Source organism: Vibrio sp. FF266, assembly GCF_041439695.1.
GTDB lineage: Bacteria > Pseudomonadota > Gammaproteobacteria > Enterobacterales > Vibrionaceae > Vibrio > Vibrio tasmaniensis_A.
The window spans coordinates 22784-43375 of sequence record NZ_JBGOOO010000011.1 but is presented as its reverse complement, the minus strand read 5'-3'; the positions used below and the strand labels follow the sequence as shown (position 1 = coordinate 43375).

Annotated in this window: 20 protein-coding genes; 13 read left to right on the top strand and 7 right to left on the bottom strand. The window is 46.3% G+C overall.

Translation table 11 applies throughout. From position 1 onward, the window contains the following. Nucleotide 1: 1 nt before the first annotated feature. From gspF to ACED59_RS10800, 9 genes are all read left to right on the top strand, one after another. Entirely contained in the window at nt 2–1222 is a 1221-nt protein-coding gene (gene gspF, locus ACED59_RS10840) for a type II secretion system inner membrane protein GspF (RefSeq protein ID WP_017099262.1), read from the top strand. An 88-nt stretch (nt 1223–1310) separates the two neighbouring features. Then, nucleotides 1311–1754 (top strand): type II secretion system major pseudopilin GspG, encoded by a 444-nt coding sequence (gene gspG / locus ACED59_RS10835; RefSeq protein WP_009848023.1) that lies wholly within the window; start codon nt 1311–1313, stop codon nt 1752–1754. A gap of 100 nt (nt 1755–1854) precedes the next feature. Further along, nucleotides 1855–2448, top strand: a complete 594-nt coding sequence (gene gspH / locus ACED59_RS10830) for a type II secretion system minor pseudopilin GspH (RefSeq protein ID WP_017099263.1) — start codon at nt 1855–1857, stop codon at nt 2446–2448. Next, nucleotides 2435–2830 carry a type II secretion system minor pseudopilin GspI gene (gene gspI, locus ACED59_RS10825; RefSeq protein WP_009848021.1) on the top strand — a complete coding sequence of 132 codons (396 nt, stop codon included), beginning with the start codon at nt 2435–2437 and terminating at the stop codon, nt 2828–2830. Before gspH ends, gspI begins: the two co-directional genes overlap by 14 nt. Beyond that, a complete protein-coding gene (gene gspJ / locus ACED59_RS10820) occupies nt 2817–3584 on the top strand; it encodes a type II secretion system minor pseudopilin GspJ (RefSeq protein ID WP_017099264.1) in 768 nt (255 codons plus the stop codon). Before gspI ends, gspJ begins: the two co-directional genes overlap by 14 nt. Beyond that, the gene (gspK, locus tag ACED59_RS10815; protein ID WP_017099265.1) at nt 3568–4617 is read left to right on the top strand and encodes a type II secretion system minor pseudopilin GspK; all 1050 of its coding nucleotides are present in this window, start codon (nt 3568–3570) and stop codon (nt 4615–4617) included. Before gspJ ends, gspK begins: the two co-directional genes overlap by 17 nt. Next, the gene (gene gspL / locus ACED59_RS10810) at nt 4586–5833 is read left to right on the top strand and encodes a type II secretion system protein GspL (protein ID WP_017099266.1); all 1248 of its coding nucleotides are present in this window, start codon (nt 4586–4588) and stop codon (nt 5831–5833) included. Before gspK ends, gspL begins: the two co-directional genes overlap by 32 nt. 19 nt (nt 5834–5852) lie before the next feature. Then, on the top strand, nt 5853–6335 hold the full coding sequence (locus tag ACED59_RS10805) for a type II secretion system protein M (protein ID WP_009848017.1): 483 nt from the start codon (nt 5853–5855) through the stop codon (nt 6333–6335). Between the two features lie 7 nt (nt 6336–6342). Next, entirely contained in the window at nt 6343–7122 is a 780-nt protein-coding gene (locus ACED59_RS10800; protein ID WP_009848016.1) for a type II secretion system protein N, read from the top strand. 137 nt (nt 7123–7259) lie between these two features. On the opposite strand, the gene cysQ is transcribed toward ACED59_RS10800, so the two are convergent. From cysQ to ACED59_RS10780, 4 genes are all read right to left on the bottom strand, one after another. Then, nucleotides 7260–8087, bottom strand: coding sequence for a 3'(2'),5'-bisphosphate nucleotidase CysQ (gene cysQ / locus ACED59_RS10795; protein ID WP_009848015.1), 828 nt, complete (start codon nt 8085–8087; stop codon nt 7260–7262). Between the two features lie 36 nt (nt 8088–8123). Beyond that, entirely contained in the window at nt 8124–8675 is a 552-nt protein-coding gene (gene nudE / locus ACED59_RS10790; RefSeq protein WP_029224088.1) for an ADP compounds hydrolase NudE, read from the bottom strand. Between the two features lie 344 nt (nt 8676–9019). Beyond that, nucleotides 9020–9604: a Fe-S biogenesis protein NfuA gene (gene nfuA / locus ACED59_RS10785; protein WP_009848013.1), complete on the bottom strand. Its 585-nt coding sequence runs from the start codon at nt 9602–9604 to the stop codon at nt 9020–9022. A gap of 109 nt (nt 9605–9713) precedes the next feature. After that, on the bottom strand, nt 9714–10427 hold the full coding sequence (locus tag ACED59_RS10780; protein WP_012603014.1) for a ComF family protein: 714 nt from the start codon (nt 10425–10427) through the stop codon (nt 9714–9716). Between the two features lie 93 nt (nt 10428–10520). Here ACED59_RS10780 and bioH point away from each other — a divergent pair, with 93 nt between their 5' ends. Together bioH and ACED59_RS10770 are read left to right on the top strand one after the other, a co-directional pair. After that, nucleotides 10521–11297 carry a pimeloyl-ACP methyl ester esterase BioH gene (gene bioH / locus ACED59_RS10775; protein WP_017099269.1) on the top strand — a complete coding sequence of 259 codons (777 nt, stop codon included), beginning with the start codon at nt 10521–10523 and terminating at the stop codon, nt 11295–11297. Nucleotides 11298–11646: 349 nt separating this feature from the next. Continuing rightward, nucleotides 11647–12120, top strand: a complete 474-nt coding sequence (locus tag ACED59_RS10770) for a hypothetical protein (RefSeq protein ID WP_009848010.1) — start codon at nt 11647–11649, stop codon at nt 12118–12120. Nucleotides 12121–12246: 126 nt separating this feature from the next. On the opposite strand, the gene ACED59_RS10765 is transcribed toward ACED59_RS10770, so the two are convergent. Continuing rightward, nucleotides 12247–14577: a Tex family protein gene (locus ACED59_RS10765; protein WP_017099270.1), complete on the bottom strand. Its 2331-nt coding sequence runs from the start codon at nt 14575–14577 to the stop codon at nt 12247–12249. A gap of 664 nt (nt 14578–15241) precedes the next feature. Beyond that, entirely contained in the window at nt 15242–15724 is a 483-nt protein-coding gene (gene greB, locus ACED59_RS10760) for a transcription elongation factor GreB (protein ID WP_012603019.1), read from the bottom strand. Between the two features lie 178 nt (nt 15725–15902). On the opposite strand from greB, the gene ompR reads away from it, so the two are divergent. After that, nucleotides 15903–16622, top strand: coding sequence for a two-component system response regulator OmpR (ompR, locus tag ACED59_RS10755; RefSeq protein ID WP_009848007.1), 720 nt, complete (start codon nt 15903–15905; stop codon nt 16620–16622). A 308-nt stretch (nt 16623–16930) separates the two neighbouring features. Beyond that, entirely contained in the window at nt 16931–18226 is a 1296-nt protein-coding gene (envZ, locus tag ACED59_RS10750) for a two-component system sensor histidine kinase EnvZ (protein ID WP_012603020.1), read from the top strand. A gap of 172 nt (nt 18227–18398) precedes the next feature. On the opposite strand, the gene recG is transcribed toward envZ, so the two are convergent. Beyond that, nucleotides 18399–20477, bottom strand: a complete 2079-nt coding sequence (recG, locus tag ACED59_RS10745; protein ID WP_029224089.1) for an ATP-dependent DNA helicase RecG — start codon at nt 20475–20477, stop codon at nt 18399–18401. Nucleotides 20478–20592: the final 115 nt, after the last annotated feature.

Here is a 20592-nt window from a genome sequence, read left to right as displayed (position 1 = left end):
TATGGCGGCATTTGAATACAAAGCGCTGGATGCCAAAGGTAAGAGCAAAAAGGGTTCGATTGAAGCGGATAATGCTCGTCAGGCTCGCCAACGTTTAAAAGAACAAGGTTTAATGCCGGTTGAGATGACCGAAGCTAAGGCGAAAAATGCGAAAGGTACTCAGCCTTCGACCAGCTTTAAGCGTGGTATCAGCACGCCAGATCTTGCGTTGATTACTCGTCAAATATCCACGCTCGTTCAATCAGGCATGCCGCTAGAAGAGTGCTTGAAAGCGGTCGCTGAGCAGTCTGAAAAGCCACGTATTCGAACTATGTTACTGGCAGTCCGATCTAAAGTGACAGAAGGTTACTCGCTAGCGGATAGCTTGTCTGATTATCCACACATCTTCGATGAACTGTTTAGGGCCATGGTTGCGGCGGGTGAGAAGTCTGGTCACTTAGATGCGGTATTGGAGCGACTGGCCGATTACGCAGAAAATCGTCAGAAGATGCGCTCTAAGCTGCTACAAGCGATGATCTACCCTGTGGTGCTGGTGGTGTTTGCGGTGACGATTGTTTCGTTCCTGTTGGCAACCGTGGTACCTAAGATCGTCGAGCCTATTATCCAAATGGGCCAAGAGCTTCCTCAGTCGACACAATTTTTATTGGCATCGAGTGAATTTATCCAGAATTGGGGCATCCAATTACTGTTGTTGATCATTGGTGTGATTGTGTTGATTAAGACCGCGCTCAAAAAGTCGGGTGTTCGCATGAGCTGGGATCGCAAACTATTGAGTATTCCGCTGATCGGCAAGATTGCGAAAGGGATCAATACCTCTCGTTTTGCACGAACACTCTCAATTTGTACCTCGAGTGCGATTCCAATCCTTGAAGGGATGAAGGTCGCGGTTGATGTGATGTCGAATCAACATGTGAAACAACAAGTATTACAGGCTTCAGACAGTGTTAGAGAAGGCGCAAGCTTACGTAAAGCGTTGGATCAAACCAAACTCTTTCCACCGATGATGCTGCATATGATCGCCAGTGGTGAGCAGAGTGGTCAGTTGGAACAGATGCTGACAAGAGCGGCAGATAACCAAGACCAAAGCTTTGAGTCGACGGTTAATATCGCGTTAGGCATTTTCACCCCAGCGCTTATCGCGTTGATGGCCGGTTTGGTGCTGTTTATCGTGATGGCGACACTGATGCCGATGCTTGAAATGAACAATTTAATGAGTGGATAACGTACTGCTCATCAGACGTTAGTTTTTGGATTATCGAGAAGAAGGGCATTATTACCTTCAACTCGCTATCTGTAATTTGGAGAAAATAATGAAAAATAAAATGAAAAAACAGTCAGGCTTTACTCTATTGGAAGTGATGGTTGTTGTGGTTATTCTTGGTGTTTTAGCCAGCTTTGTTGTTCCTAACCTTTTGGGTAACAAAGAGAAGGCGGATCAACAGAAAGCCATCACGGATATCGTGGCGCTAGAGAACGCGCTAGATATGTACAAACTGGATAACAGTGTTTACCCAACAACGGATCAAGGCCTTGATGGATTGGTTTCTAAGCCAAGCAGTCCAGAGCCTCGTAACTACCGTGACGGTGGCTACATTAAGCGTCTGCCTAACGACCCATGGGGCAATGAGTATCAATACCTAAGCCCAGGTGATAACGGTACTATCGATATCTTTACGCTTGGTGCTGACGGCCAAGAAGGCGGTGAAGGTATCGCTGCGGATATCGGTAACTGGAACATGCAGGATTTCCAATAAGCTTTGGCTTATTGTCGCTTGATAAGTTCCTGTTGATTGAACAGTTCGTGTTAGTTGATACGTTATTGATGGTAGGACGTAAACAGATGGAGTCTACAAGGTGAAAACTCAGCAAACACAGCCAGGTTTCACCTTGATTGAGATTCTTTTGGTGTTGGTATTACTGTCAGTAACGGCGGTCGCGGTGATCGCGACTATTCCGACCAATAGCAAAGATGTCGCTAAAAAATACGCTCAAAGCTTCTATCAACGAGTTCAATTACTCAATGAAGAGGCTATTTTGAGTGGCTTGGATTTTGGCGTTCGTGTCGATGAAAAGAAATCGACTTACGTTCTGATGGCGCTTAAGTCAGAAGGTTGGCAAGACGTCGAATTTGAAAAAATCCCCTCTTCAACTGAATTACCGGAAGAACTCGCGTTGTCACTGACTTTAGGTGGTGGCGCATGGGAAGACGATGATCGTCTGTTCAATCCCGGAAGCTTGTTTGATGAAGATATGTTTGCGGATCTTGAAGAGGAAAAAAAGCCCAAGCCACCTCAGATATACATTTTGTCGAGTGCTGAAATGACGCCATTTGTATTGTCGTTTTATCCAAATACCGGAGACACCATACAAGATGGTTGGCGTATTCGAGTGTTGGATAATGGTGTGATTCGACTGCTAGAGCCGGGAGAAGAAGATGAAGAGGAATAACCGTTCTCCTTATCGTTCTCGTGGTATGCCTCTTGGTTCTCGAGGAATGACTCTGCTTGAAGTATTAGTTGCGCTCGCTATCTTCGCTACGGCGGCGATCAGTGTGATTCGTGCTGTCACCCAACACATTAATACCCTCAGTTATCTAGAAGAAAAAACCTTCGCGGCGATGGTTGTTGATAACCAGATGGCCTTAGTCATGCTGCATCCTGAGAAGCTTAAAAAAGCGCAGGGTACGCAAGAGTTAGCAGGAAGAGAGTGGTTCTGGAAGGTGACTCCCATCGATACCAGCGATAATTTATTAAAGGCGTTTGATGTGAGTGCGGCAACAAGTAAGAAAGCTTCTCCAGTGGTCACGGTGCGCAGCTATGTGGTCAATTAAAAGCGTGTGGTTAGCTAAGAGCAAGTCGCCAAGCGAGAGCATGTCCGCCAATAAGCGAGAGCCTCGTAAACAAGGTCTATCTTCAAAAGGGAGAGGCTTTACTTTAATCGAAGTTTTGGTCTCGATTGCCATCTTTTCCACGTTAAGCATGGCGGCTTATCAGGTGGTAAATCAGGTCCAACGAAGCAATGAACTCTCTATTGAGCGCAGTGCTCGTTTAAATCAACTGCAACGCAGTTTAGTCATTTTAGATAATGATTTTCGCCAGATGGCGGTACGACAATTTCGTACCAATGGTGAAGAAGCATCATCTAAGCTGATCCTAATGAAAGAGTATTTACTGGATTCCGACAGTGTTGGCATCATGTTTACTCGCCTTGGTTGGCACAACCCACAGCAGCAGTTCCCTCGCGGAGAAGTCACCAAAGTAGGCTACCGCATAAAAGAGGAAACGCTTGAGCGTGTATGGTGGCGTTACCCCGATACACCTGCCGGCCAACAAGGTGTGATTACTCCTCTGCTTGATGATGTTGAGAACCTGGAGTTCGAGTTTTATGACGGAAGCCGCTGGGGCAAAGAGTGGCAAACCGATAAATCACTGCCTAAAGCGGTGAGACTTAAGCTGACACTGAAAGATTACGGTGAGATAGAACGTGTTTATCTCACACCAAGTGGCGCCTTAGATCAGGTCGATGATTCTTCAAACAGTGACTCTTCAGGCAGTAATGAGGGGAATAATGATTCATCAAACTAATAAGCCTGCACTGACAAGGTCTGCTGTGGGGCGTAAACAGCGTGGTGTCGCGCTGATCATTATTCTGATGCTTTTGGCGATCATGGCAACCATAGCTGGCAGTATGTCGGAGCGTCTGTTTACGCAATTCAAACGCGTTGGCAATCAACTGAATTACCAACAGGCTTACTGGTATAGCATTGGTGTAGAAGCACTTGTCCAAGACGGTATTAGGCAAAGCTATAAAGATAGTGATACGGTGAACTTAAGCCAGCCATGGGCGTTAGAAGAGCAGGTATACCCATTGGATTATGGCCAAGTTAAAGGGCGTATCGTTGATGCTCAGGCTTGTTTCAATCTTAATGCGCTCGCTGGGATTACGACGACATCAAGTAACCAAACCCCTTATTTAGTGAAGGTTTGGCAAACTTTACTGGAAAACCAAGATGTGGAGCCTTATCAGGCTGAGGTTATCGCAAATTCAAGTTGGGAATTTCTGGACTCTGATACTCGAGCCACCTCTTCGACGGGTGTAGAAGACAGCACTTATGAGGCGATGAAGCCAGCTTATTTGGCGGCGAATGGCCTAATAGCGGATGAATCAGAGTTGCGAGCCATTTATCAGGTCTCTGGTGAGGCAATGGAAAAGGTACATCCATTTATTTGCGCTTTGCCCACTGATGATTTCCGATTAAACGTGAATACCATCTCGGAAAAGCAGGCATCTTTACTGGAAGCAATGTTTGCACCCGGTCTAAGTGAATCGGACGCCAAACAGCTGATAGACAAGCGCCCATTTGATGGCTGGGATTCGGTGGATGCGTTTATGGCTGAGCCTGCTATTGTTGGTGTGAGTGCTGAAGTCAGCAAACAAGCGAAAGCATATTTAACTGTAGATAGCGCCTATTTTGAGCTAGATGCAGAGGTATTAGTTGAGCAGTCTCGTGTACGTATACGAACGCTTTTCTATAGTAGTAATAGAGAAACAGTGACGGTAGTACGCCGTCGTTTTGGAGGAATCCGTGAGCGAGTTTCTGACCGTTCGACTGAGTAGCGAACCACAAAGCCCAGTGCAGTGGTTGGTTTGGTCGACAAGCCAACAAGAAGTGATAGCAAGTGGTGAGCTGTCTAGCTGGGATCAGCTTGATGAGTTAACGCCTTACGCTGAAAAGCGTAGCTGTATCGCTTTATTGCCGGGAAATGAGTGCTTAATTAAGCGTGTTGAAATTCCGAAAGGTGCTGCTCGCCAGTTCGACTCTATGCTGCCATTTTTGTTAGAAGACGAAGTGGCACAAGATATCGAAGACTTACATCTAACCATTTTAGATAAAGATGCAACGCACGCTACTGTGTGTGGTGTAGATCGCGAATGGTTAAAACAAGCTTTAGACCAGTTTCGCAAAGCCAATATTATTTTCCGTAAGGTGCTACCAGATACACTAGCCGTGCCTGTTGAAGATCAAGGCATCAGTGCATTGCAAATCGACCAGCACTGGTTATTGCGCCAAGGTCACTCTCAACGTCAAGGTAACTATCAAGCCGTATCGATCAGCGAAGCATGGTTACCGATGTTTTTGCAAAGTGATTGGGTTGTGGCTGACGACGAAGAGCAACCTACGACTATCTTCAGCTATACCGCAATGCCGAGCGACGATGTACAACAGCAAAGCGGTATGGAATGGCAAGCAAAGCCTGCGGAATTAGTGATGTCTTTGCTGAGTCAACAAGCGATCACAAGCGGCGTAAATTTACTGACGGGCACCTTTAAAACCAAATCTTCTTTCAGTAAATATTGGCGTGTATGGCAGAAGGTGGCGATTGCTGCTTGCTTGCTGGTGGCCGTGATTGTGACTCAACAAGTGTTGAAGGTGCAGCAATACGAAGCACAGGCACAAGCCTATCGCATGGAGAGTGAGCGTATCTTTAGAGCCGTTCTGCCAGGCAAACAACGAATTCCGACAGTAAGCTACCTTAAGCGTCAGATGAATGACGAAGCTAAGAAATACGGTGGCTCAGGCGATGGTGACTCCTTACTTGGTTGGTTAGCATTGCTGCCTGAAACGTTAGGACAAGTGAAATCGATCGAAGTCGAAAGCATTCGCTATGATGGCAATCGCTCTGAAGTTCGATTACAAGCTAAAAGCGCTGATTTTCAACATTTTGAGACGGCTAAAGTGAAACTTGAAGAGAAGTTTTCCGTTGAACAAGGGCCATTGAACCGTAATGGCGATGCCGTATTTGGCAGTTTTACCCTTAAGCCCCGTCAGTAACTGCGCAAGGAGATCAGTGATGAGAAATATAATTGAGCCACTCCAAGCGTGGTGGACTTCAATAAGTCAAAGAGAGCAACGATTAGTCGTTGGTTGCTCAATTTTATTGGTAGTAGGTATCATTTATTGGGGGCTAATACAGCCCCTCAGTCAGCGAGCTGAACTGGCACAGAGTCGCATTCAAAGTGAAAAGCAACTACTGGCTTGGGTTACCAATAAAGCCAATGAGGTGGTTGAACTAAGAGGCAATGGTGGCATTAGTGCTAGTCAGCCTCTGAATCAATCCGTGCCCGCATCTATGCGTCGCTTCAAGATTGAATTGATACGAGTGCAACCACGTGGCGAGATGCTGCAAGTGTGGATTAAACCTTTGCCATTTAATCAATTTGTTGATTGGCTGACATACCTGAAAGAAAAGCAGGGTGTTGAGGTTGAGTTTATGGATATTGATCGCTCTGATAGCCTTGGGGTTATTGACGTCAACCGACTACAGTTTAAATGAGGTTAATGTGAAACGCGGTTTATCTTTTAAGTATGGTTTGTTATTTAGCAGCATCTTTATCGTTTTTTTCTCGGTAAGTTTGTTGCTGCACTTGCCGGCTTCTTTTGTTCTCAAACATGCGCCCGTTGTACGTGGTTTAAGCATTGAAGGTGTTGAGGGTACGGTTTGGCAAGGTCGCGCTAACAATATTGCGTGGCAGCGTGTCAATTACGGCTCAGTGCAGTGGGACTTCCAGTTCTCTAAGCTATTCCAAGCCAAAGTAGAACTTGCGGTTCGCTTTGGACGTAACAGCGACATGAACTTATCTGGTAAAGGGCTTATCGGGTATAGCATGAGTGGTGCTTACGCGGAAAACTTAGTGGCATCAATGCCAGCTAGTAACGTGGTGAAGTATGCGCCTGCTATCCCTGTGCCAGTGTCTATTGCAGGACAAGTTGAACTGACTATCAAACATGCTGTTCAAGCTCAACCTTGGTGTCAATCTGGCGAAGGTACCGTGGCTTGGTCGGGCGCTGCGGTTGATTCTCCGGTTGGCTCGTTAGATTTTGGCCCTGTGATTGCTGACATCAGTTGTGAAAACAGCACTGTTTCAGCGAAAGGTAATCAGAAGAGTGCTCAAGTTGATAGTGAGTTTTCTGCGAGCGTAACGCCAAATCAAAGCTACACCTCGGCTGCATGGTTTAAGCCGGGCGCTGAATTCCCACCTGCGATGCAGAGTCAGCTTAAGTGGTTGGGCAACCCTGACAGCCAAGGTAAGTACCAGTTTACCTACCAAGGTCGTTTTTAATCCGGTATCTACTTCTGAACTAGCATCCGTTGGTTATCAAATAACGAGATATAAAAAATGGGCACCTCAATGAGGTGCCCATTTTATTTGTTCTGAGAATCTAGAGGATATCTGACGGTTAAAGAGAGCAAACAAGCCTAGTCTTTACCTTGTAAGATTTCTGCCCACGGTAAGTCAGCATCACCAAGCACAATGAAGTTCGGGTTCTCAAGCGTCTCTCTTTCATTGTACGAAAGCGGCTCTAACTGGGTACTTAAGATTCGTCCGCCAGCTTCTTCAACAATGCACTGGGTTGCTGCGGTATCCCACTCTCCGGTTGGTCCAATACGTAGATAACAGTCCACAGCACCTTCTGCGACTAAACATGCCTTAAGCGCAGCAGAGCCAAGAGGAACTAAGTCGTAGTTCCAAGCAGAGCTCATACGGTTAGTGATTCGATTGATGTCTTGGCGACGGCTGATTGCCATCGCGATCGATTGGTTTGGCAGCTCGTGACGATGCGTTTTGATTTTAACGCTGTCATTAAGGTCTGGAATTTTCCATGCACCTTTACCACTGTAAGCGTAATAACTCACACCTGAAACCGGTGCGTATACCACGCCCATTACTGGCTTGTTGTGTTCGATTAGGGCAATAATTGTCGCGAAATCGCCACTTCTTGCAATGAACTCCTGCGTACCATCCAGCGGATCAACCAACCAGTAGCGATCCCATTGAGAACGTTGTTCTAGGCTGATATCAGCGGCTTCTTCCGATAACACCGGAATATCAGGTGTCAGTTCGCTAAGTTTTTTCGAGATCAGTTTATGAGCGGCGAGATCAGCACTAGTGACGGGCGTATCATCACTCTTGGTAAACTCTTCGTAATCTTTTTTCTCGTAGATTTCTAAGATCAGTTGCCCAGCAGAGCGAGCAATCTCAATGACAGAGGGCAGCAGGTGAGACAAATCTTTTGTTATTGGCATAAATATTCTCTTACTCTTCGAGTGATTCTGACTGTTTTAATTATTGTTTAATACGCGAAGGGCTAATAGTAGGGCGGTAATACTGCGAGCCTCACAGAAGTCGAGATGCGTTAACAGTTCTTCGGCTTGAGTAAGTGGCCAGCGCACAATGTCTAGTGGCTCTGGTTCATCACCTTCTAGTTTCTCTGGGTAGAGCTCTTCTGCGATAAACAGCGTCATCTTGCTAGAGAAGTAAGAGGGTGCAAGGATCACTTCTTTTAGAGGAGTAAGCTTGTTGGCACCAAAGCCAATCTCTTCTTTTAGTTCACGAACGGCGGCTTCATTTGGTTGTTCGCCGGGATCAATTAGACCTTTTGGGAAGCCGAGTTCATAGCGCTCTGTACCCGCAGCGTATTCACGCACTAACAGAATATCGCCTTGTTCAGTAATCGGAACCATCATGACTGCGTTTCGGCCGCTGGGCTTCATACGTTCGTAAGTGCGCTCTTCACCGTTTGAAAAGCGTAAATCGAGAGACTCGATAGAGAACAGTTTTGATTGAGCGACAGTTTGCTGAGCCAAAATTTCTGGTTTGGTCCTTTTTGTCATTGCGCTCACTCCTTAACTCATTGGAATTCTTTCTTATAAAGTCATTCTAATATAGGGGAAATGACGGTGAGTTCCTAGATCCTAGCTTTCATATCCTAGAATTATTGGAGCAGGAACCGATTGCGATCACTTGAATACCTTACTGCAAATGGTAACGCCTCACTATTGTTGGCATTGAACGGGAAATATACGGTTGAGGAGTGCTTCTGCTGTTTTAAACACAAAAAAGGTTGATGCTTGCGCATCAACCTTTTGATTGAATCTTTAACTACCTACTGGCTAAGACTGTATGAGTGCTTAGTTGTAGGAGCACTTAGTTGTAAAGTGCCTAGTAGTAAACATGATTAGTAGTAAGAGTGCTCACCGCGATCGTGTTCAGTTGCATCACGAACGGCTGTCAATTCACCTTCGAATTGTTGAAGAAGTTCTTTCTCGATGCCTTCTTTTAGCGTTACATCAACCATAGAACAACCGTTACAACCACCGCCGAATGCAACGATAGCAGCACCTTCTTCAGTGATCTCTACTAGGCTAACGTGACCGCCGTGGCCAGCAAGCTGTGGGTTCACTTGGGTTTGGATTGCATACTCAACACGCTCTATCAGAGTTGCGTCGTCTGATACTTTACGCATTTTAGCGTTTGGTGCTTTAAGCGTTAATTGAGAGCCCATTTTGTCAGTCACGAAGTCAATCTCAGCTTCGTCTAGGAATGGCAGGCTTAACTCATCTACGTATGCAGAGAATGCTTCGAAAGACAGTTTTGTATCAGACGCTTCGATAGCATCTGTTGGGCAGTAAGAAACACCACACTCAGCGTTTTGTGTGCCTGGGTTTACCACGAACACACGAATGTTTGTACCTTCAGGCTGCTGTGACAGCAGATTGGCAAAGTGAGTTTGAGCTGTTTCTGTAATAGTAATATTTGACACGACGAATACCTGAGTAGATTTGTAGGTTATTAGCGCCATTCTACTCCTGTCAGACTTGTAATTCAGCCCTTTTTTGTTGGATTGCTGTACAAGTAGCGATTCACAGCTTCTATCCAGAGGGCTCAGGAGTGCGGCAGATGCAGTAAATATCAATCCTTTTCACACCTACTTCAAGTAGTAATTGGCATAATTGATACACAGTACTGCCGGTGGTTACAACATCATCAATTATCGCGACGTGAGAGGGGATATTTCCATGAAAGTCTTGTTTTCTAAGCGTAAAAGCACTCTTTAGATTGTGTAATCGCGCGGATTTAGTTAGCCCTTGCTGAGAAGCTGTTGAGCGAATTCGACGGAACAGCACCTCATCTTTAACGCCAAGTTCTTGAGCTGTGTAATTAGCGAGCAGCTGACTTTGATTAAAGCCACGATGAATATATCGACGCCAATGCAGAGGGACACTGGTGATCATCGAAGCAGGATGTTCGATACGTGAAGCTAATAGCTTTGACAGATCGCGTGCAAACCAAAACTTATCGGCGTACTTCATTTGCTGAATGTAACGTGCTGTTGGAAAGGTGTAGTCCCCAACACAATAGAGACGATGCCAAGGTGGAGGCTGTGATAAACATTGCCCGCACTGCTCTACTGTGAGCAGCGTTTTTAAACCACATCGTTGGCAGCGAGGAACTGGATCAAAGAGTTTGAGACAATAATTACACCATCTAGGATGAGTATCGCTGTGCGACTTATCTAGCTTACACAGGTCGCATTGAGGTGTGACCAGACGTGGTGTGTGTTTTTGTAGCCAATCGGATAACATAGCTCGTGATGCTTTTGGGTTATGGTGTTCCTTTTACTCACAATACTGAAAAGCGCGGATTATCGCTGATGGAAAAAGTAGGGAATATCGAGAATGAGTGACACGTTATATTGGCATGTTTCTGGGCAAGGGCCTGATTTAGTGTTGGTTCACGGCTGGGGAATGAACGGTGCGGTATGGCAACAAACCGTTGATGCGTTAGAAGCTGATTTTCGAGTGCATGTTGTTGACCTTCCTGGCTATGGACACAGTTCTCATTGCCACGCTCAAGATCTTGAAGAGATAGCTCAGCAATTGTTGGCCGAAGCTCCAAAGCAGGCTATTTGGGTCGGTTGGTCACTGGGTGGCTTGGTCGCAACACACATGGCTTTGCATCACTCAGATTACGTAAGCAAATTGGTGACTGTTGCCAGTTCTCCTAAATTCGCCGCTGCAAAAGAACCCGTGTTATGGCGAGGTATTCAGCCAAACGTATTAAGCGCATTTACCGAACAGCTGGTTAAAGATTTCCAAACCACTATCGAACGCTTTATGGCACTGCAAGCCATGGGCAGCCCTTCTGCAAGGCAAGATGTAAAACAACTCAAGCAAGCGGTACTGTCTCGTCCGCTTCCGAATCCTGATTCTTTATTGGCCGGCTTAAAGATGCTGTCTGATGTTGACTTGCGTGAACAACTGCCGGAGATTTCAGTGCCTATGCTGCGTTTATACGGGCGACTGGATGGATTGGTGCCAATCAAGGTAGCAAAAGATCTGGGTAGAGCGCTGCCTCATACCGAGCAATATATATTCACGCAGTCTTCACATGCGCCGTTTATGACAGAAGCCGATGCCTTTTGCAGTGAACTAGTTAGCTTCGCGCAAAAATAATCACTAAATTTATTGCCGGATTGGTCGATATATAACCTAATACCAATCACTGTAAGTGTTCAAAAATAGCGTAGGAAAAAGGCTTGAGAACAAGGCTGCTTTTTTTTGACAAGTAGTTTTGATAAGTAGTTATTCTACAATCAAAAGTTCTAACGCCGTTATCGAGCATTTTAACAAGCTAGGATGAGCAGTTATTTACTACGATTGGTATAACACCAAGGCATTGCATGATACTCAGACCTAACTCTCTCATGAGTTGATTGCGGTAAGTTGGGCTATGCCTGTTGTGCTGACTCAGTACGACAGCGTTATGGCAACAGTGATGGGCGATTCTTGAGGAGAGTTCGCGATGATTGTGTCACCTGCAACTGCAGTAAGTGTGCCACTAATCGCCCCGTCCGTTAATGTGCAAACAGAGCAAGTTGCGCGTGATAATAGAGTCCGAGAACCTGTTGCTCCCGCAGTAGCATTGGCGAGAACCAATGCAGAGCGTAAGGTAAAATCAGACGATAAACGAAGGCAGCAGTCGGCTTGGGATCCTTCAGACCATCCAGGTTATGAAATGGAGAACGAGTCAGAGGCCAATTCGGTTAGCCATGAAAAGCCACAAGATCCTTTTGACAGGCTGTTCAGCTTATTGGCTCTGAGAACATACAGTGCTGATCAAGGAAAGGGCTATACCATGCGTTTCCGCCTGCCAAAGCATGTTTTAGATGCGGCGATTCAGGAGGGACAGATGGAGAAACGACGTAAGGTCATAAAATATCATTATGGTCATGCTGTTGCGCCTCATGCTCCATCAGAGATGTTAGTCGTGTTGTAAGTCGAAAACTTATGACCCAACCAAGCTTCGATGTCTTTTTTGAACACATAATAAAAAAACCTGCATACCCTAAGGGATGCAGGTTTTCTGTTTTAAGCACATCCGTTTTGCAGACGAGCTAACGGATTACTTTTTCGCTTTAGCGAAGGCAGCTGCGAAAGCACCGCCCATCGCCGCGTTTTGTTGCGGTTCCTCACGACGGCGTTGTCCACCTTGTGAGTTTTGGTTCGGGCGGTTTTGTGTGCGAGGTGCACTTGAACGTTGTGCGCGGTTATCTTGTCCAGGCTCATCTTTCATGCGCATGCTTAGTGCAATACGTTTACGTTGAACATCCACTTCCATCACCTTCACTTTCACGATATCACCCGCTTTCACCACTTCTCGTGGGTCAGAGACAAAGCGATCGGTCAGTGCTGAAATGTGTACCAAGCCGTCTTGGTGAACACCAATATCGACGAACGCACCGAAGTTAGCCACGTTTGAAACCACGCCTTCTAAGATCATACCGGGTTCTAAGTCAGACATGCTATTTACGCCATCGGCGAACGTTGCCGTCTTGAACTCAGGACGAGGATCTCGACCCGGTTTATCCAGCTCTTTGATGATGTCGGTTACTGTCGGTACACCAAAATTTTCATTCGTGTAATCAACCGCATGTAAGCCACGTAAGAAGTCTGTGTTACCTACCAGAGATTTGATGTCTTTATGGTTTTTCTCGGCGATGGTTTTCACCAATGGGTAAGCTTCTGGGTGAACCGATGATGCGTCTAGCGGGTTCTTACCATCCATGATACGCAGGAAGCCAGCACACTGTTCAAAGGCTTTTGGCCCTAAACGAGCGACTTTCTTCAAGGTAGTACGGGCTTCAAAGCGACCGTTTTCATCACGGAAATCCACGATGTTCTGAGCGATGGTGCTAGAAAGGCCTGCTACGCGAGTAAGTAGCGCGGCAGACGCGGTGTTCACATCAACACCTACGGCGTTTACACAGTCTTCGACAATTGCGTCTAGGCGCTTAGCAAGCATGGTTTGGCTCACATCGTGTTGGTATTGGCCCACACCGATCGATTTAGGGTCAATCTTCACAAGCTCTGCCAGTGGGTCTTGTAGACGACGCGCAATAGACACCGCACCACGAATCGAGACATCCATGTTCGGGAACTCTTTTGCCGCTAGCTCAGAAGCAGAATAAACCGATGCGCCCGCTTCGCTAACAATGATTTTCTGTGCTGTTAGGTTGCCACGCTTAATCACATCAGCAACAAAGCTGTCTGTTTCGCGTGAAGCGGTACCATTACCAATCGCAATCAAATCAACATTGAACTGGCGAACCATCTGCTCAACCACGTGTGCAGATTTGTCGTATTGCTTCTGTGGTGGGTGAGGGTAAATGGTTTCTGTTGCTAGAACCTTACCGGTTGAATCCACCACGGCGATTTTCGAACCAGTACGTAAACCCGGATCTAAGCCCAATGTTGCTCGAGGGCCAGCAGGCGCAGCCATTAGCAGGTCTTTAAGGTTGGTGGCGAATACTTCAATCGCTTCGATCTCAGCACGTTCTTTCATCGCGCCCATCAATTCGGTTTCCATGTGCATAGATACCTTGATGCGCCATGCCCAACTGATCACTTGCTTACGCCATGCATCCGCAGGTGCGCTGCTTAGGGTAATACCGTAGTGATCAGAAATGATGTTCTCGCAGTATGAGCCACGAACACCTTCTTCTTGCTCTGGATCGGCATTCATTGCCAGTGTTAGGAAGCCTTCATTTCGGCCTCGCAACATAGCAAGCGCACGGTGAGACGGTACTTTGCTGAGTGTTTCGTTATGCTCGAAGTAGTCTTTGAACTTCTCGCCTTCTTGCTCTTTACCTGTCACGACACGAGCGACTAGCTCTGAGTTGCGTGTTAGGTGTTGGCGAATCTTTTCTAGCAGGTTTGCGTCTTCCGCAATGCGCTCCATGATGATCGCACGAGCGCCATCGAGTGCGGCTTTGGTATCGGCAACGCCTTTATCACTGCTAACAAAGTTGGCTGCTTCGGTTTCCGGGTCGTGCTGTGGTTCAGTCCATAGCGTATCGGCAAGAGGTTCTAGGCCTGCTTCAATTGCGATCTGACCTTTGGTTCGGCGCTTTGGTTTGTATGGCAGGTATAAATCTTCAAGGCGAGTTTTGCTGTCTGCCTGACTGATATCACGCTCGAGTTCTGGCGTGAGTTTACCTTGGTCTTGAATCGATTTAAGAATCGTTTGGCGACGATCATCAAGTTCACGGAGGTAAGAAAGGCGACTATCAAGGTTACGTAATTGGGTATCGTCTAAGCCACCCGTAACTTCTTTACGGTAGCGGGCAATAAAGGGAACGGTGTTACCGTCGTCAATTAGGTTGACTGCGGCGGTGACTTGCTCTGAACGAACATTCAGTTCTTCAGCAATCAGTCGACAGATAGCTTGGCTCATCCGATGAATCTCTTATTTAATATCATGACAAATACATGGGGGTGAGCGTACGCTTTTTCTAGCTTTGACTGTGTAATTATCCTGTCAGAAGTCCAATTTCCGTTTCTGATACCCACTTTGTGCGAGATCTCTCACACGTGGTGTGCGACTAAGTCACTTTAAATCGATGAAATCGTCTTAAAATAAACCTAAGTTACTGATTTTATTTGTTTGTGTGTTTGTGGGCGTATTTCTCACCTGAAATGTTTTTTGGGACTGTCTAGGAAACTCGCCCAAATACCGTAATATTTAACTTGTCGACAGGGAGTTGGCAGGAACAGGAAAAAGCCTAACGGACTAGGTATCTTCAGGATGAAGATTTGATTACTTAGGATGAGTGGTCAGCAAGGAAGTGATAATCTCTGGATGAGATTCGCCAGTCAGGATGACAGGCTAGAATGGACACCGCTAGGATGGCGATGAACAAAAAGGAAATTGGTTAAAGGATTTAGCCACTATCAAGGAAAGATGCAGGGAGCACCTTATCTCGAAGAGATAAACAGTAGCCGGATTGCTGCGATAGAGACTTAACCCCGTCAGGCGAAAGCCTAGCGGGGTTTTCTTTTATCTGGCGTTTGGGTTTGCTTGAACACTCAGCTCATCGCTAAGTGTTTATTAGGTTTGATTATTCGTCGTCTGCGTAGCGAATAGAGTTAATGAACCACTCTTTGTCGCCTTCCGGTGTGGTTACCGTAAACTCGTCATCCACTTCTTTCTTGAGCAGAGCTCTAGCCATTGGTGAATCTATAGAGATATAGCCTTTAGCATCGCCGTAGATCTCTTCTGGGCCGACAATTCGAAACTTCTTAATTTCCCCATCATCATTTTCTATTTCGACCCAAGCACCGAAAAATACCTTACCTTCTTGTTGTGGCGAGTAATCCACGATAGTGACATCTGGTAGGAATTTGCGTAGGAAACGCACTCGGCGATCAATCTGACGAAGCAAACGCTTATTGAAGGTGTAATCTGCATTTTCTGAACGATCTCCAAGGCTTGCAGCCCATGTGACTATTTTGGTTATTTCTGGACGCTTCTCGTGCCATAAGTGGTCATGTTCTGCTTTGAGCTTGTTATAACCTTCGCGGGTGATAAGTTTGGTTTTCATAAATCTGACTTAATGAAATGATGATCTAAGATAGAATATATAGAAAGGCAACATACGTTAACAATTATTTAGGCGACTTTTCCCTCAATAATGTTACATTTTTAATGTCTTATACCAATATACAATGTACCAAGAATGCTTAACCTTAGGTTTAAGCTTTAATAGGTGGAACCATTACATGCAAGAAAACTACAAAATTTTAGTGGTCGATGACGATGCTCGTTTACGTGCACTGCTAGAACGCTATCTGTCAGAGCAAGGCTTTCAAGTGCGTAGCGTGGCAAACAGTGAGCAGATGGACCGCCTGTTAACCCGTGAAAACTTTCACTTGATGGTATTGGATTTAATGTTGCCGGGCGAAGACGGTCTTTCGATCTGTCGTCGTCTAAGAAACGCAAACAACTCGCTACCAATCCTGATGCTGACCGCAAAGGGTGACGAAGTGGATCGCATTGTGGGTTTGGAAGTGGGTGCTGATGATTACCTGCCAAAACCATTTAACCCACGTGAACTGCTTGCTCGTATCAAAGCGGTAATGCGTCGCCAAGTGATTGAAGCACCGGGCGCGCCAAGCACAGAAGAGTCTGTGGTTGAGTTTGGTGAGTTCCGCCTAAACCTAGGTACACGTGAAATGTTCCGCGGTGAAGAGCCTATGCCTCTTACCTCAGGTGAATTTGCGGTTCTGAAGTCACTGGTCACTAACGCTCGTGAGCCAATGTCTCGCGATAAGCTGATGAACATGGCGCGTGGCCGTGAGTATTCAGCGATGGAACGTTCTATCGATGTTCAGATTTCGCGTTTGCGTCGTCTAGTAGAAGAAGATCCAAGTAAACCTCGTTATATCCAAACGGTGTGGGGCTTGGGTTATGTATTCGTTCCAGATGGCAAAGCTGTGTAATCTAGCTTTGCTCGTTCTGTGATTCAGAATTTATTATTTACGGGTCATCTCATTAATATGCGATGGCCCGTTTTGTATTCAGCACAATGAGAGATACCAATCGTAGTAAATAACTGCTCATCCTAGCTTGTTAAAACGCTCGATAACTTCGTTAGAAATTTTGATTGTAGAATAACTACTTATCAAAAATTGCAGCCTTGTTCTCAAGCCTTTTTCCGGCGCTATTTATGATCATTTACTTACTGTGATTGGTATTACAGTTATAGTTCCCACTATATTCCTTTATCATCCCTCACTTTAGGTCTTCTATGCGCATACGTAGCTCCTTTACTCAGTCGATAGTGCTCTTCTTAACCCTGTTGGTTGCCAGCCAAATCTTTTCTTATTACGCGGTGTTCAATTATGCATTGATGCCGAGTTTGCAGCAGTTTAATAAGATTTTGGCTCACGAACTAAACCTAGTATTGGACCAAGGCAGTGATATCGAGATTGATGCGCCACTGCGTCAGCGTGTACTTGAGCAGCTCGGGGTTACGGTTCATGCAAAGGACAGTGAAGCGTCGGGCGAGTACTACCATGCGGTCGCGATAGACCTGATGAGTGAGGAGATGACCAAAGAGTTGGGCTCTGAGACCGAAGTGCGATTGGTTTTGGGCAAAGAAAGTTACGTGTTGTGGATGGACATTGCTCAGTTGCCTAACTCTTTGATTCGTATTCCCCTGTCTGAGCTGCAAGAAGAAGACTTTGCGCCTCTATTTCGTAACAGTCTGATCATGGCGTTGTTGATTGTTGCTGGTGGGTGGCTGTTTATCCGCTTGCAAAATCGGCCGTTGATAGCCCTAGAGAAAGCCGCGCAAGGTGTTGGGCGAGGTGATATTCCACCGCCCTTACCAGTACAAGGTGCACAAGAGATTCGCTCGGTAACTCGAGCCTTTAATCAGATGTCGAAAGGCATTCAAGAACTCGAAGAAGATAGAGCCCTACTAATGGCGGGTATCAGCCATGATCTGCGTACACCACTCACGCGTATTCGCTTGGCGACTGAGATGATGTCGCCAGAAGATAGCTATCTAGCGGAAGGGATCATCAGTGATACTGAAGAGTGCAATGAGATCATCAGTCAGTTTATGGATTACCTAAAGCCTGTGGACCGAGACTCATTCCAGGCGGTATTTGTCGATGATATTGCGCGCGAGGTCTCTAGCTCTGAAGGAGGCTATGAGGTTCAGATTGAAACCGATATTCCAGAAACCATGAAACCTGCTTTGGGTAACCCGATCGCGATGAAGCGTGCGGTGAGTAATTTGGTGGTAAATGCGCTGCGCTACGGTAATGGTTGGGTCAAAGTATCGACTGGCATGACAGCAGATAACAAACTGGCTTGGGTAACGGTAGAAGATAATGGTCCGGGTATTCCACAAGACCAAATTGGTAAGTTGTTTGAACCGTTCACTCGTGGTGACACGGCTCGTGGTAGTGAAGGGACAGGTTTAGGTTTAGCGATCGTGAAACGTATTGTCAGCCAACACCAAGGTGCGGTGGTGGTGAATAACCGCAGTGAGGGTGGCTTGAAGGCGCAGATCAGTTTCCCTGTGAAACCTTAGTTATCATCGGGCTGTTTTATGGTGACGGGTTCGGGGAGCAGTTAAGAGATCCTCGACTCGGTCACTCTTCCCTCTCGGGGAATCTCTCTCTCGCTTGATGAAAGTAACGCACATTAAAAAGGCTTCCTTGAGGGAAGCCTTTTTACGTTTTGGATGACGTTAGTTTTGCTAATTAAGCCTTAGAGTAAACATCGCGTTCACCCAGCCAGCGGTTGATGATCGCCTTGGCATTGTCTGGGTAGCTATCGTGAATATGACGCGCGATACGCTGCACTTCAGGAATTAAACGTTGGTCACGAACTAAGTCGGCAATTTTGAAATCAGCCAAGCCTGTTTGTTTAGTGCCAAGTAGCTCACCGGGGCCACGGATCTCTAAGTCACGCTGAGCTATCACAAAGCCATCGTTACTTTCACGAAGTACCCCTAAGCGTTTCTGAGCGGTTTTAGATAGTGGGGAGTGGTACAACAGTACACAATGGCTTGCGACCGAACCACGGCCAACACGGCCACGCAGTTGGTGCAGTTGCGCTAGACCAAGACGCTCTGGGTTCTCGATGATCATTAAGCTCGAATTCGGTACATCCACACCGACTTCAATCACGGTTGTAGCAACTAACAGGTGCAGTTTGTTCTCTTTGAATTCCTGCATCACCGCTTGTTTCTCTGCGGGTTTCATTCGGCCATGAACCAAACCAATTTTTACGTCGGGCAGTTTGCGTTGCAGCTCTTCTGCCGTATCCGCTGCAGCTTGAGCTTCCAGTACTTCCGATTCATCAATCAACGTACACACCCAGTAAGCTTGTTTGCCTTCATTGAGACACGCATTTTTCACACGTTCAACAATGTCATCGCGCTTGGTATCAGGAATCGCGACGGTTTGAATTGGGGTTCGCCCCGGTGGTAACTCATCAATAATAGAAGTTTCAAGATCGGCATAGGCCGTCATTGCTAACGTTCGTGGGATTGGGGTCGCGGTCATCACCAGTTGGTGAGGGTAATAACCTTGCTTCGCGCCTTTTTCACGCAGCTCTAATCGCTGGTGGACACCAAATCGGTGCTGCTCATCGATGATCACTAAGCCAAGGTTTTTGAATTCGACATGCTCTTGAAATAGCGCATGAGTACCGACCACCATTTGTGCTTCGCCGCTGGCAATACGTGTTAGTTCAGTTTCACGAGCTTTGCCTTTGAGCTTACCTGCTAGCCATCCAACTTGAATACCCATTGCCTCAAACCAGTTGGTAAAGTTAATCGCGTGTTGTTCTGCGAGTAGTTCAGTTGGTGCCATAAGTGCTACTTGTTGACCGTGTTCCAATGCGCGAATCGCCGCCAGTGCAGCGACTAAGGTTTTACCAGAGCCCACATCACCTTGCACTAAACGCATCATAGGGTGCGGTTTTTCCAAGTCAGCTTCGATCTCTTTGGTCACTCGTGCTTGGGCATTGGTTGGTGAAAACGGCAGCTGAGCCAGTAGCTTATCTTTAAGAGTGTTTACTGGAGGAAAAGGCATTGCCTTGTCTTGCTGCCCTTTGCTACGAACAGACAACATAGACAGGTTTTGAGCCAGTAACTCTTCCATAATTAGGCGCAGTTGCGCAGGGTGCTTGCCTTCATCAAACAGCTCTAGGTCAATGCCCGGGGGCGGCCTGTGAATGGTATGCAGTGCTTGTGCGAGGGTAATTTGGTGGTCGTATAGACCAGACGGTAGCAGCTCATTGACGGCTGCTTTATCGATTAACTCTAGAGCTTGGTCTGTGAGGTTACGTAGCGTGACTTGCCTTAGCCCTTCAGTGGTTGGATACACCGGAGTAAGATTTGCTTCAACATCTGGTTGTTGCCTAGGAGCAAAGAATTTGTAGTCAGGGTGAACAATCTCAAGCCCCATATTGCCGCGCTTGATCTCACCATAAGCATGCACTTGTTTGCCTTCGGCAAAGTTATTCTTCATACCGGCGGTGAAGTTGAAAAAGCGTAGGGTGATGGTGCCGTTACCATCGCTGATCTTTACTGCAAGCATCTTACGTTTACCGAAAATGGTATCAACATGCATCACCTTGCCTTGCACAGCAGCCCACAGCCCGGCATGCAGCTTTACTATGGGATAGATACGAGTTCTATCTTCATAGCGCAAAGGCAGATGAAATAGCAGGTCTTGTACATTGTTAAGCCCAACCTTTTCCAGTTTCTCTGCGACTTTTGCGCCGACTCCAGATAAAGAGTTGAGAGGGATAGCAGATAAAAGCTGTGACATAACAAGGCTCATAAACGTAAGAGAGATAATCTATTCAAGCATTTTACTGGATTTTTGTACAGGCATGAATAGCATGAAACTAGGGGAACTCTAGAATCGCAGCCACAAAAAATCC